General features: G+C 67.9%; 10 protein-coding genes. 7 read left to right on the top strand and 3 right to left on the bottom strand.

Annotated elements, in window-relative coordinates:
• Window positions 1–63 precede the first annotated feature (63 nt).
• The 7 genes from G6N53_RS07205 (at window position 64) to G6N53_RS07175 (ending at window position 10,099) form a co-directional block, all read left to right on the top strand.
• Window positions 64–1,719 (top strand): GMC family oxidoreductase, encoded by a 1,656-nt coding sequence (locus G6N53_RS07205; RefSeq protein WP_237166449.1) that lies wholly within the window; start codon window positions 64–66, stop codon window positions 1,717–1,719.
• Between the two features lie 240 nt (window positions 1,720–1,959).
• Window positions 1,960–3,957 carry a lipocalin family protein gene (locus tag G6N53_RS07200; RefSeq protein WP_163887852.1) on the top strand — a complete coding sequence of 666 codons (1,998 nt, stop codon included), beginning with the start codon at window positions 1,960–1,962 and terminating at the stop codon, window positions 3,955–3,957.
• 64 nt (window positions 3,958–4,021) lie between these two features.
• On the top strand, window positions 4,022–5,083 hold the full coding sequence (locus G6N53_RS07195; protein ID WP_163887851.1) for a GGDEF domain-containing protein: 1,062 nt from the start codon (window positions 4,022–4,024) through the stop codon (window positions 5,081–5,083).
• A gap of 57 nt (window positions 5,084–5,140) precedes the next feature.
• Window positions 5,141–6,052 (top strand): superoxide dismutase[Cu-Zn], encoded by a 912-nt coding sequence (gene sodC, locus G6N53_RS07190; RefSeq protein WP_163887850.1) that lies wholly within the window; start codon window positions 5,141–5,143, stop codon window positions 6,050–6,052.
• Window positions 6,053–6,127: 75 nt separating this feature from the next.
• Window positions 6,128–8,344: a molybdopterin-containing oxidoreductase family protein gene (locus G6N53_RS07185; protein ID WP_237166448.1), complete on the top strand. Its 2,217-nt coding sequence runs from the start codon at window positions 6,128–6,130 to the stop codon at window positions 8,342–8,344.
• On the top strand, window positions 8,341–9,141 hold the full coding sequence (locus tag G6N53_RS07180; RefSeq protein ID WP_163887849.1) for an SDR family NAD(P)-dependent oxidoreductase: 801 nt from the start codon (window positions 8,341–8,343) through the stop codon (window positions 9,139–9,141). Before G6N53_RS07185 ends, G6N53_RS07180 begins: the two co-directional genes overlap by 4 nt.
• Window positions 9,134–10,099 carry a phosphotransferase family protein gene (locus G6N53_RS07175; protein ID WP_163887848.1) on the top strand — a complete coding sequence of 322 codons (966 nt, stop codon included), beginning with the start codon at window positions 9,134–9,136 and terminating at the stop codon, window positions 10,097–10,099. Before G6N53_RS07180 ends, G6N53_RS07175 begins: the two co-directional genes overlap by 8 nt.
• Here G6N53_RS07175 and G6N53_RS07170 read toward each other — a convergent pair.
• The 3 genes from G6N53_RS07170 to G6N53_RS07160 are packed head-to-tail and all read right to left on the bottom strand — an operon-like array spanning window position 10,096 to window position 13,408.
• The gene (locus G6N53_RS07170; protein WP_163887847.1) at window positions 10,096–11,391 is read right to left on the bottom strand and encodes an acyl-CoA dehydrogenase family protein; all 1,296 of its coding nucleotides are present in this window, start codon (window positions 11,389–11,391) and stop codon (window positions 10,096–10,098) included. The genes G6N53_RS07175 and G6N53_RS07170 overlap by 4 nt on opposite strands.
• 11 nt (window positions 11,392–11,402) lie before the next feature.
• Entirely contained in the window at window positions 11,403–12,191 is a 789-nt protein-coding gene (locus G6N53_RS07165) for an enoyl-CoA hydratase/isomerase family protein (RefSeq protein WP_371870807.1), read from the bottom strand.
• 2 nt (window positions 12,192–12,193) lie between these two features.
• Window positions 12,194–13,408, bottom strand: coding sequence for an acetyl-CoA C-acetyltransferase (locus G6N53_RS07160; RefSeq protein WP_371870879.1), 1,215 nt, complete (start codon window positions 13,406–13,408; stop codon window positions 12,194–12,196).
• Window positions 13,409–13,542: the final 134 nt, after the last annotated feature.

The raw sequence follows: 13,542 nt of genomic DNA, 5'->3' as shown, positions 1-13,542 counted from the left end.
CAAAATACAGCGCCGCCGGCGCCGGCGGCCTGTGCTCGTTCAACCGACTCGAGGAGAACTGACTTGCGATCGGCCTTCGATCAGGACATCACCACCGTCGCCGCGGCACGCTGGGCCGCCGGCGATGCGTCGCTGGCGCACTACGACTACGTGGTTATCGGCGCCGGATCGGCGGGGAGTGTGATCGCCGCCCGGCTGTCCGAGGACCCGACCGTCCAGGTGCTGCTACTCGAGTCCGGGCCGGGGGACACCAGGCCCGAAATCGCGGCGCCACCGGCGTGGCCGGCGTTGTGGGGCACCGAGGTCGACTACTCGTACAACACCGTCCCGCAGCCGGGCACAGCCGGCTTCGCCCACAACTGGCCGCGCGGCCACACACTCGGGGGAAGCAGCAGCATCAACGCGATGGTGCATCTGCGCGGCCACCCGACCGACTACGACGGCTGGGCCAAATCCGGTTGTGTCGGTTGGGATTACGCTTCGGTGCTGCCCTACTTCCGGCGCATGGAGACGGTCCGGGGCGGGGATCCGCGCTACCGTGGCACCGAGGGCCCGATGTCGCCGGCACCCACCGCGGCCGAGGTGGCCAATCCACTGTCGCAGGTGTTCGTAGACGCGGCGGTCGCGTCCGGTTTCCCGCTGACCGCCGACTTCAACGGCGCTGACGCGGAGGGAGCCGGCTGGCATGATCTGTCGATCTCCGGCGGGACGCGGCAGAGCACCGCCGCCGCCTACCTGCATCCGGTGCGTCACAGAGCCAACCTGAGCGTCATGACGAACTCTCGCGCCCACAACCTGCGATTCGTGGGAAACCGCTGTGTGGGAGTTGATTTCGTACAGAACGGCCGCGGAATGACGGTCTATGCCGAAGCCGAGGTGGTGATCAGCGCCGGCGCGGTCGACTCTCCGCGGCTGCTGCTGTTGTCGGGCGTCGGGCCTGCCGCAGAACTCGAAGCCGCCGGCGTCGGCGTCGTCCACGACCTGCCAGGGGTGGGCCGGAATCTGCACGACCATCCGCTGTGCGGCGTCGTCTACGAGGCAGCGCAACCGATTCCGGCCGGGCAGACGAATCTCGCCGAAACGTCACTGCTGTGGCGCAGCGACGACGCGCTGGACGGCCCGGACATGCAACTGATGTTCATCCACGTGCCCTTTCACCCGCCGCACCTGGCTGCACCGCCGAACAGCTACACGCTGGCGGTGGCGACGGTGCCGGACGCGCGCGGTTCGATCCGGCTGGCGGGGCCGGATCCGGCGACGCCGCCGCTGATCGACCCGAACTACCTCGGTGCGGAATCCGACGTGCGGCGCATGGTCCACGGTATCGAGGTGGCTCGCGAGATCGCGGCGGGCGAGCCGTTCGGGCCCTGGCGCACTCGCGAGGTGCTGCCCGGGCCCGACGTCACCGACGAGGTGGCACTGCGCGCCTTCGTCGCTCGCGGCACCACCACGTACTACCACCCCGTCGGTACGTGTGCGATGGGCACCGGACCGGATGCGGTGGTCGACCCGGACCTACGGGTGCGCGGCCTGGCAGGCTTGCGCGTAGCCGACGCGTCGATCATGCCCCGACTGTTGCCCGTGAACACCAATGCCACGGCCATCATGATCGGAGAGAAGGCGGCCGATCTGATCCGGCAGCGAAGACTGCAGCTGCCGCCGCCGATCACCGGCGCGCGCGCCCGCGAAAGTACGCATTCTGACGCATTTCGCGAGTAGCGCCATCACAAACCGTGCGCTCGAGAGGACCGGTGCACCAGGTCACCGGTGGTGTCACCGGCCTCAGCCGTGCGGCAACTCCGCACAGATGCGAGCGGTAGACGACGGGCTCTCACTGCCCTCACCACCGCGAGTTCTTTCGACTCTGGACTTGTCCATCCCTGCCCAGCAAAATGACGTCTCGCTGACGTTGCTGACAATTTCGCCCACCGTCTGCAGATCCACGGTTTAATTCCGGCCGTGACGACGCGACGGTGGGTGCTGTGGATCGGGGCTGTGAGCGCGGGGGCGTGCATCGCGCTCGGCGCAGGTCAAGGCGTCGCCACAGCTGACACGGATTCCTCCGACAGTAGCGGCGCCACCAGCCGGTCAGCCGGACAGGACTCGTCGCAATCCGCCGATTCGTCGACGCGAAGCAACGATGCCACCAGGAAAACCGACACCTCGAAGGATCCGGGATCGGTTTCTTCATCGACCCGACGCTCGGACGCGGAGGCGTCGTCCACCCTCGATCGCGAGGCCGCCGCAGACGACAGCGAGGCCAACGCTTCGGCCGAGGACGACTCCACCCCGTCAAAGAAGCGCTCGGCGGCGCCGACGTCGGCAGAGGCTGAGCCCGCGGAAACGTCTGCACCTGCGGACACCCCAGCCGAGTCGATCGCCGATACGGTGCCGGCATCGGTGTCCGACGCGGTCGACCCCACCGCCGACGCCACGACAGTGGAGATCGCGACGGACTCCTCGACCGGGGCCTCGGAGACAGACGCGACGCCGTCTCCCGAACCGGTGGCGCCCGTGGTGTTGAACGTGCTTTCGGCGCTCGGTTCGACGGCCCGCCCCGAGACGGCCGTGGCCGAAGCCGGGTCGCTCGCGGCCGGTGCCGGCACGGTGACCGGCGTCCAGACCGGCCGGGCCAAGCTGACCATTCCGGTTGGTACCAACGGCTACACCACCCGCGCGGACTGGTACCTCCCCACCCAGGCCGACGGTTCGGTCGCCGCGACGGGCGTGATGTGGCTGCAGCACGGCTTCCTCGGCAACAAGCTGTTCGTGTCCGCGCTGGCCGAGAGGCTCTCGCAGCAGACCAACAGCATTGTCGTGGCGCCCAACATCTCGTCATTCCCGTTGTCCTGTTCGGCCTGCTGGCTCAACGGCGTGCCGATGCAACAGGCCGTCGCGAGCATGTTCCTCGCCGACCGGGCTTCGCTGAACGCCAGCGCGCTCGCCGCGGGTTTCCAGGGGACGTTGCCGGAGAACTTCATCCTGTCCGGTCAGTCCGCGGGCGGTGGCTTCGCCGCCGCGGCGGGAGGCTACTACGCGACCGACCCCGGCAACGACGACAGCCTGCGGGGCGTCGTGATGTTCGACGGATTCGCGTGGAACGGCGTCGTGACCGACGCCCTGGAGCGCTTGGACACCCTGGACATCCCCGTCTACCAGGTGGCGGCACCGCCTCAACCGTGGAACTCCAACGGCGCCACCACCGCGGAGCTGGTGGCTGCCCGCCCGGGACAGTTCGTCGGCGCGACCCTGGCAGGCGGCTCCCACTACGATTCACTGATCGGCGCCAACCCGCTCATCGACTTCTTCGGGCAGTTGGTCACCGGATTCTCCCCACCCGGCAACACCGAGGCCGTCTACACACTGGCCACCGGCTGGATCAACGACATGTACCAGGGCCTGGGCCCGACCGACGGCAACGGCATCTACGGCGCCCCGGACGAGTACATCGTCATGGGCGACACCGCCGCCATCGTTCTCGGCCCCCCGCCGGTCGTCGACATCAACAGCTACCTCGGCACCTGGTACGAGGTGGGCAGCGTCAAGCAGTTCTTCTCGATCGGCCTGGTGAACACCACCGCGGTGTACAGCCCCAACCCAGACGGGTCGATCAAGGTCGAGAACTCCGGCAACTACTTCTTCAACAACGGGCCGCAGTCGACCATCACCGGCGTCGCGTTGCCCGTCGACTCCACGAACAACAAGCTCAATGTGCGGTTCTTCGGGCCGGCCTCGGCCGATCCCCCCGGGAACTACTGGATCGTCGACCTCGACCCGGACTACCAGTGGGCCGTCGTCAGTGACCGCACCGGCCTCAGTGGTTTCCTTCTCAGCCGCACCCGCACCGTCTCGGACGCCCTCTACCAGGAGTTGCTGGACCGGGCGTCGGTAAAGGGGGTCAAGGGGCGGATCACCCCGACCCGGCAGCCGGCCGCGGAGGCCACCACCGCGCTCTAGCAGGCCCGATCGCCTGTCGGATCGATTAGCTGGGCGGTACCCTCGTCCCGGGGGTGCGCTGATTGTGTCGCGGTTGCAGCGGTGGTGGCGGGAACCAGACCAATACGACTGGACCACAGACTTCTTGACCCAGCGGGGGCTACTGCGCTCGGCACAGATCGTGATGGCCATCGTATCGGTGTCAGCGGCACTGGTGCCCCTGAGTTTCCTGGGCACCCTTCGCTGGCCCCCGGTGACATTGGTTGCGCTCGGCGTGGTCGGCGCAGCCCTCACCATCGGCATGACGGTGGTGTGGCTCACCCGGTGGCCGACCCGCCGGCAATCCGAGGCGGCCATCATCTTCGGCACGCTGTTCGTGGCAGTCTGGAGCCTCGGTCAGCCCACCGCCGCGGTGTCGCTACTGGCCTGCACAGCCACCGCCGTCACCGGTGGCTACATCGCGTTCTTCCACAGCACCAAGCTGCTGGCGTTCAACTTCGTCGTCGCGATCGTGATCGCGACGACAGCCTCGTGGCGGCTGGCCGCCGACGCGGGCGTAGGCACCGCGGTAGCGGCGTTCTGGCTGGTCTGGTTTCTGAACTTGACTGTGCCGGTCTCGATTCGGAGCATGTCCCGGGCGATGGGCACCTACGCCATGCGCTCGGACGCCGATCCGCTGACCGGGCTGCTCAACCGCCGGGGGTTCGCCGACCGGGTATTCCGTCAGCTCAGTCATGCGACTGAGGCCGACGCACACCTGACCCTCGTGATGGTCGATCTCGACAACTTCAAGCGCGTCAACGACACGCACGGACACGTTGTCGGTGACCGCGCGTTGAAGGCGGTGGCCGAGCTATTGAGGCACCACTGCCCGCCGGATGCAGCCATCTGCCGCGCGGGCGGGGAAGAGTTCCTGATCGCCGTGCGCACCGACGTCGCCCTCGCCGACTCGATGGCCACGCAGCTGTGTGCGGCCATCGCGGCCTTACCCGAAGAGGTGACGGCCAGCGTCGGCATCAGCAGAATGCCGATCGAGAGCCTGCGCAGCCGGGACACCGGACCGCGGCTCGACGACCTCATCGCGGCGGCGGACGCAGCCATGTACGCCGCCAAGCGCAACGGCGGAAACCAGGTCAGGCACCAGTAGCCGGCGCTGTCCGGCAAACTGCCCGACAGCCGGGTGCCGAAGTTTTACCGTGGAGACATGTTCAAGCCCGTCACCTTCGCAATGCTCCTGGCCACCCCCGCGCTGCTCCTGACCGCCTGCGGTTCCGAGGACTCCGCCGGTGAGGAGACGACCTCGGCGACCACGAGTGAGCCGGGAGGTCCGCCCGCGGGTACCGAACGGCTGACCGCCCAACTGGCCACCGCCGACGGAACCGAGGTCGCCGACGCCACGATCGATTTCGCCGACGGCTTCGCCACCGTGACGGTGGAAACGGTGACGCCCGGAATCCTGTCCCCCGGGTTCCACGGCATGCACATCCACTCGGTGGGCAGGTGTGACCCCGATTCGGAACCTCCCGGCGGCGGTGAGCGGGGAGACTTCCTCTCCGCGGGCGGTCACTTCCAGGCCCCCGGGAACAGTGGCCATCCCGCGAGCGGTGACCTGACGTCGCTGGAGGTGCGTTCCGACGGATCCGCGAGGTTGGTGACCACCACCGATGCCTTCACCGCCGACGATCTGTTGGCCGGCGAGAAGACCGCGCTGATGATCCACGAGGGGGCCGACAACTTCGCCAACATCCCGCCGCGCTACACCATCGACGGCACTCCCGGCCCCGATCAGGAGACGCTCGCCACCGGCGACGCCGGTGGCCGGGTGGCGTGCGGTGTCATCACCGATCCGGCGGCAGAAACCACTGCCACCACCGAAACCACCGTGACGACCGAGACGACCGAGACGACGGCCCCGCCGGCGACCACCGAGACCGAGACCACCGTGGTACCGCCGCCGGCGACCACGGACACCGAAACCGTCACCGTGACTCCCCCCACGACGACGATCACCCCGCCGCAGATTCCCAGCCCGCCTCCGGTCCCGGAAGTCCCCGACGTGCCCGACGTGCCCGCGGTGCCCAACATCCCCGGCGTGCCGGGACCCGGCAACCCGTAGGAGCCGCACTACCCGAACAAATGACGCCCGGGCCAAAACCGAACGCGGGGCGTCGCGCGACCATATGCTGAGCGTGTGCTCAGCATCACACAGTCGACGTCACCGGGAATCTGCCGCATCTGCTCCGCTCACTGCGGTGTGCTCGCCACAGTCACGGACGGCAAGCTGACCAAGGTCACCGGCGATCCGGACAACCCGATGTTCAAGGGCTACACGTGCGCGAAGGGTCGGGCGCTGCCGGAGATCCACAACAACCCGGCGCGCCTGCTGCACAGCCAGAAGCGGCAACCGGACGGGACCTACGCCCCCGTGGAGAGCGAACGCGCGATGGACGAGATTGCGGCCCTGCTGCGTGAGCTGATCGACCGGCACGGGCCGCGCTCGGTGGCGATGTACCTGGGCACCAACGGGCTTCCCTACCCGGCGAGCCCGTTGATGGCCAACGCGTTCCTGCGCGGGATCGAATCGCCGATGTTCTTCACCGCCAACACCATCGACCAACCCGGCAAGCAGATCGCGCTGGCTGCGCACGGGCACTGGCTCGGTGGCGACGTCAACTTCAACGAAGCCGACAGCTGGTTGCTGGTCGGAACCAATCCGATCGTCTCCAAAGCGATCGGGATTCCGGGCCAGAACCCGGCACAGCGCCTGAAGGAGGCCATCGGCCGCGGCATGAAGCTCATCGTGATCGATCCACGCCGCTCCCAGACGGCTGCGCGCGCCGCGATCCACATCCAGCCGCGCCCGGGCGAGGACGCGTCGATACTGGCCGCGATGATCAACCTGATCATTCGTGAACAACTGTGCGACACAGAGTTCTTGGCACAGAATGTCGAGGGGTTCGACGAGCTCGCCGAGGCGGTCGGCGGCTTCACTCCCGAGTACGTCGCCGAACGTGCCGACGTCCCCGCTTCGCAATTGATCGACGCCGCACGCCTGTTCGCGACCTACGGAACCCGCCGCGGCATGGTGAACTGCGGAACCGGCGCCAACTTCGCGATGCACGGCAGCCTGCTCGAATACCTTGCACTGTGCCTGACCACCATCTGCGGGCGCTGGCAGCGGGCCGGCGAACCCGTCACCCGGCCCAACACTCTGCTGCCCGCCTACACCGCCAAAGCCCAGCCGCTGCCGCCCTACGAGGGATGGGATTACGGTGAACGGCTGCGGGTCCGAGGCCTGACCGACACCGTCAGCGGGATGCCGACGGCCGCGTTGGCCGACGAGATCCTGCTCGAGGGCGAGGGCCAGGTGAAGGCGCTGATCTGCATCGGCGGCAACCCGATGGCGGCCTGGCCGGACCAGCGCAAGACCCAGCGGGCGATGGAGAAGCTGGAGCTGCTGGTCACCCTCGACACCGAGATGTCGCTGACCTCGAGGCTGGCCCACTACGTGATCGCGCCGAAGATGCAGATGGAAACACCGGCCATGACCCAGGGCAGCGAGCTGATCAAGTACTACGCAGCGGGCACCGGCATCCCCGCCGCCTACGCGCAGTACGCGCCGCGACTGGTCGAGCCGCCGCCGGGATCCGACCTCGTCGAGGAGTGGCAGTTCTTCCTGGGCCTCGCCAAGCGGATGAACCTCACCTTGTTCTTCGTCAACTTCTTCGGCGGAGGTGGCGGCCGGTACATGGAGTCGCCGCCGATCGTGCTCACCATGGACGCCGATACCGACCTCACCACCGAAGAACTCTTCGCCGAGATGTGTGCCACCGCGCGCATCCCCCTCGACGAGGTGGCCCGCCACCCGCACGGTAAGATCTTCGACGTCGATGCGGTTGTGCAAGAGCGGGATCCAGACTGCATGGCCCGGCTGGACATCGGCAACGAGTACCTGCTCGGTGACCTTGCCGTGGTGCTCGCCGAGGACTTCAGATCCGCCCGCGACGACGCCGCGTTCCCGTACCGGCTGATACCGCGCAGGCACCCGAATTTCATGAACTCCTCGGGCACCAACCTTGCCGGGCTGAACCGGGGCAAGCCCTACAACCCGGCCTACATGCATCCCGACAGCATCGCCGCGTTGGGGGCACAGCTGGGCACCGCGGTCACGATCACCTCACCGCATGACAGCATCCCTGCGGTGCTGGAGCCCGACGACACCCTGCGCCGCGACGTGATCGCCATGCATCACGCTTTTGGCGGACTCGTCGCCGAGGACGCCGAATTCCGGCACCGCGGAAGCAATGTCGGGCGCCTCGTCCCCACCGACATCGAGTACGACGCGATCACCGGGTTACCCCGGCAGGGGAACATCCCGGTGCGTGTCACCGCAGGGATCGCGGGATGACGCCGCCAGAACGCGGCGGGTGCGACGGCAAGGTCGCGTTGGTCACAGGGAGCAGCCGGGGTTTGGGCAAGGCGATCGCGGTGCGGCTGGCCCGCGAGGGCGCGGTGGTCGCGTTGACCGCCCGCACCCTCGACAGTGACCCCAGGTACGACGGATCCCTGACCCAGACCCGCGACGAGATCGTGGCTGCGGGCGGTCACGCACTCGCCGTGCAAGCCGACCTGTCGAAGGCCGACGACCGTGACCGCCTCTTCGCCGAGGTCGTCGACACCGTTGGCGCGCCGGACATCCTGGTCAACAATGCCGCGGTGACGTTCCTGCGGCCGCTCGACACGTTTCCGGAGCGCCGGGTCCGGCTGATGTTGGAGATGCACGTCGTCGCGCCACTGCACCTGAGCCAGTTGGCCGTCCCCGGCATGCGCGAGCGTGGCCGGGGCTGGATATTGAACCTGACGTCGGTCGCCGGGGACCTGCCGACCGGCCCGCCGTTCTCCGAATTCGACACATCGGCCGGCTTCGGGATCTACGGTACGGCAAAGGCAGCCCTCAACCGGTTGACAAAAAGCCTTGCGGCCGAGTTGTACAACGCCGGGATCGCCGTCAACGCCGCAGCGCCGTCCCATCCGGTCGCCACCCCTGGCGCCGGTACGCTCGACCTTGCCAAGACCGACACCGAGGACATCGCGCTGATCACCGAGACCGCGCTCCGGTTGTGTACCGGTGATCCGAGAACGCTCACCGGCCGTGTCGTCCACACCCAGCCTTTCCTGCGGGAGGTGAACTGGCTCGGTGGCTGAACTGGACGTCCACGAGTTGCGGGCCCGGCTGTCGACGGCGGGTGTGTCAAATGTGCTCCCGCTGGCCGGCGGGGCGTCGAGCCTGACGTTTCAGGGCACGGTCGGTGATCGGCCCGTGGTGGTGAAGGTCGCGACGCCGGGCCGGCCACCGGTCGGGCACCGCGACGTGTTGCGCCAGGCTCGAATGATCCGTGCTCTGCGGGCGACGAATGTGCCGGTGCCCGAGGTGTTGTGGCGGGACGTGGGCGCTCCGCCCGACACCCCACCGCTGTTCGTGATGTCGATGGTCGAAGGGACCAGTTTCGAGCCGCTGTTCGACACTGTCGAAGGCCCGCCGAAAACCGTTGTCTCCGAGCGCTACCACAAAGCCGCCAAGGTTCTGGCGATGCTGCACGAACTGAGGCCTGCGGCCCTCGGATACGCCGGCGAACCGGTCCTCGGCGCCGCCGCTGAGATCGACCGGTGGTGCGCGACACTGCGAACCGTCGATCCCGCGTGGGTGCCGGGGTGGCCCGAGACGTCAGAAGCGCTGCGCTCCTGCGTCCCGGCAGCGATGGCGCCCGCGGTAGTGCACGGCGACTTCCGGCTGGGCAACCTCCTCGCCGTCGACACCGACATCACCGCGGTGATCGACTGGGAGATCTGGTCGGTCGGCGACCCCCGCATCGACCTGGGCTGGTTTCTCGTCAACGCGGACCCCAACACCTATCGCCGCCCCGGCACGTACGTCGACGCCGTCCCGGCTATCGAGCAACTCGCTGCGGACTACGGCGACATGCGGGGCGTCGAGGTACCGGATCTGGCCTGGTTCATGGCCCTGGCCTGCTTCAAATCCGCTGCGACATGGGCGCTGATCGTCAAACACAATCGCCGCAGTTCCAGTCCGCGGCCCGAGCTGGAGGCGATGGCTCCGGTCTTGCCGGCGCTGCTGAGTCGGGCCCGCGCACTGCTCGATTAACCGCGCGGGATGCCGGCCAGCTTGTCGGCGAACTTGGCCTCGGCGGCCGCTCGCAAGCGGAGCAGATGCTCGGACGGGAAAGCGTCCGGTGCTGGTACCACATCCCTGAGCAACAACCTGGCCAGCGTCACCTTGTGCACTTCTGTGGGTCCGTCGGCCAGGCCCAGGACAAACGATTCCGTCAGGTACTGGACGAACGGCATCTCGTGTGAGGTTCCCAGCGACCCGTGGATCTGCAGCGCCCGCGCGGACACGTCGTGCAGCACCTTCTGCATCATCGCCTTCACCGCCGAGATGTCCGCCCGCACCGCCTTGTAGTCGTTGTGCTGATCGATCTTCCACGCAGTCTGAAGCGTGAGCAGGCGGAAGGCCTCGATCTCCATCCACGAGTCCGCGATCATCTCCTGGACCATCTGCTTGTCGGCCAGCACGCTGCCCTGCGTGTAGCGCGACACCGCCCGTTCGGCGATCATGTCGTAGATGCGCCGCACCAGGCCCACGGTGCGCATGGCGTGGTGGATACGACCCCCGCCGAGGCGGGTCTGCGCGACGACGAACGCGCCGCCCCGCGGCCCGAGCATGTGATCGGCGGGCACCCTGACGTTCTCGTAGCGGATGTAACCCTCACGGCCACCGCCGGGTGGCTGGTATCCGAGCCCGACGTCCCGCAGAACGTTCACCCCGGCGGTGCCACCAGGTACGACGAACATCGAATACCGTTGGTAAGGTGGCGCTTCCGGGTCGGTCAGCGCCATGACGATGATGAAGGACGCCATCGAGGCAAACGACGAATACCACTTCTCGCCGTTGATCACCCAGTGATCCCCATCCTGGACCGCCGAGGTGGTGAACACCTTTGGATCGGCGCCGCCTTGAGGCTCGGTCATCGAGAAGCACGACACGATCCGGTTGTCGAGCAGCGGTTCGAGGTAGCGCGCCTTGAGTTCCGGGGTTCCGTAGTGGGCGAGGATCTCGCTGTTGCCCGAATCCGGTGCCTGCGAACCGAACACAATCGGTGCACACTCCGAGCGGCCGAGGATCTCGTTGAGCAGCGCCAGCTTGACCTGGCCGTAGCCGGGACCGCCGAGGTGCGCTCCGAGGTGGGTGGCCCACAGGCCACGGTCCTTGACGATCTGTTGCAGCGGCGGGATCAGCGCCTGCCGGACCGGATCACCGAGATCGTGCGACTCTTTGACGATCATGTCGATCGGTTCGCACTCTTCTCGGACGAACTCCTCGACCCAGCGCAGTTGCGCGGCCCAGTCCGGGTCGGTGGTGAAGTCCCACGCCATCGGTCGTCCCTTCAGTCAGTCCCGCGGCGAGACCACTTCGCGCGTCGCGCCGCGGCGTCGTCGGTCGCGTGGGTGAGTACCTGGTTTCGGTTCTCCAGTTGCAGCGCCGCACCGAGTTCGGCGTCGGTGTTCGCTTGCAGCGCCTGCTTGGTCAACCGCACCCCGAGTGGCGTGTGCCCGGCGATCACAGCGGCCATCCCCACCGCCACGTCGCTGAGGCGGTTCGGCCCGACCATTGCGCTGACCAGACCGCGGCGGTCCGCCTCCTCGGCCGACACCGTTCGACCGGTGAGCATCCAGTCCGCTGCCACGCTGGTGCCGACGATGCGCGGCAGGTGGTAGCTCATGCCCATCTCCGCACCGGACAGGCCGAGCAGGATTGCGGCGTTCCCGAAGGTGGCGCTGTCCGAACACACTCTGATGTCGCATGCCAGACACAACGCCAGTCCGGCCCCGACGCAGACACCGTTGACCGCGGCGATGACGGGTTGGGGCAGATCGCGGATCGCCTGGGGCAGCGCGGCCATGGCTTCCTGGAAGCGCAACCGATCGATCGCGGGTGCGGTCGCCTCGAGCATCCCGGGACCGAAGTCGCGTACGTCGATGCCGGAGCAGAAGCCGCGGCCGGCTCCGGTGAGAACCACTGCCCGCACGGAGTGGTCGGCGGCGAGCGTGCCGAGGGTCCGCATCAGTTCGTCGCGCATCACCTCGTCGACGGCGTTGAGGCGTTCGGGACGGTTCAGGGTGAGGACGGCGACACCGTCGCGTGGGGTGTCGAGGGTGACGACGTCGGAGGACACGGTCAGACCCGCTCGATGATCGTCGCGGTGCCCATTCCCCCGCCGGTGCACATGGTGACCAGGCCGGTGCCCAGGTCGCGACGTTCCAGTTCGTCGAGCACGGTTCCGATGAGCATCGCCCCCGTGGCGCCGATCGGGTGGCCCAGCGCGATCGCGCCTCCGTTGACGTTGACTCGTTCCTGGTCGAGGCCCAGGTCGCGAATCGCCTTGAGCGGCACGGCGGCGAACGCTTCGTTGATCTCCCAGAGGTCTATGTCCGCGACGGCCATGCCCGCCCGATCCAGACAGCGCAGCGCTGCGGGCCCTGGGGCGGTCAGCATGATGATCGGTTCGCTGCCCACGGCGGCGGTGGCGCGAATGCGCGCGCGCGGCGACACGCCGTGGGCCTCGAGGTAGTCGGCGGACACGATGGCCGTCGCGGCGGCACCATCGACCACGCCCGAGGAGTTGCCGGCATGATGCACGTGGTCGATGGAGTCGACGTCGGGATACCGGTCCAGACAGATCTGGTCGAATGAGCGGTCCTCACCGTCGACCGACACCGTTCCCATCGCCGCGAATGCCGGCTTGAGTGCGGCCAGTTTGTCGGCCGTGGTGCCCGGTCGCGGGTGCTCGTCCTGTTCGAGCACCACCGACCCGTCGGCAGCGGTGACCGATATCAGGGAGCGATCGAATCGCCCTTCGGCGATGGCGGTGGCGGCACGCCGCTGGCTCTGTGCCGCATAGGCGTCGACGTCGGCGCGGCCGAAGCCCTCCAGGGTGGCGATCAGGTCGGCTGAGATTCCTTGCGGAACAGTCGGATACATCGCCCGGAGGGCGGGATTGCCGCCGTCGATCGTCGGTACCCCGACGGTGAGTCCCCACCGGGACATCGATTCGACGCCGCCGGCGACCACCAGGTGCTCGGCACCACTGGCGACGGCTGTCGCAGCGACGGTGATCGCCTGTTGACCGGACCCGCAGAAACGGTTGAGCGTCATGCCGGGAACGGTCTCCGGCCAACCGCTCAGGAGCACGGCCAGCCGCGCGATGTCGTCGCCGTGGTCCCCGGCGAGGATGCCGTTGCCGGCGATGACGTCGTCGACCTCCGCGGGATCGAAACCGGTCCGGGTCGCCAGCGCGGCCAGGCACTGTCCGAGCAGTGCTTGCGGGTGGACGTGGTGCAGGGCACCGTCGGGGCGGCCCTTTCCGCGCGGCGTGCGCACGGCGTCGAGAATCCAGGCGTCGATGGTGGAAGCTCCCGTCGTCGCGAGCCGCAAAGGATGTGGTCGAGAATGCGAGAAGCGTATTCTCGTAGAATGCTCAGCGCAATACCGCTACGCGATAATGCATTCTCCGCAAGGGTGTGCGG

Source organism: Mycolicibacterium hippocampi, from assembly GCF_010723735.1.
Lineage (GTDB): Bacteria > Actinomycetota > Actinomycetes > Mycobacteriales > Mycobacteriaceae > Mycobacterium > Mycobacterium hippocampi.
Note: the sequence above shows the minus strand (reverse complement) of the source record. Positions and strands in the feature narration are given on the sequence as shown.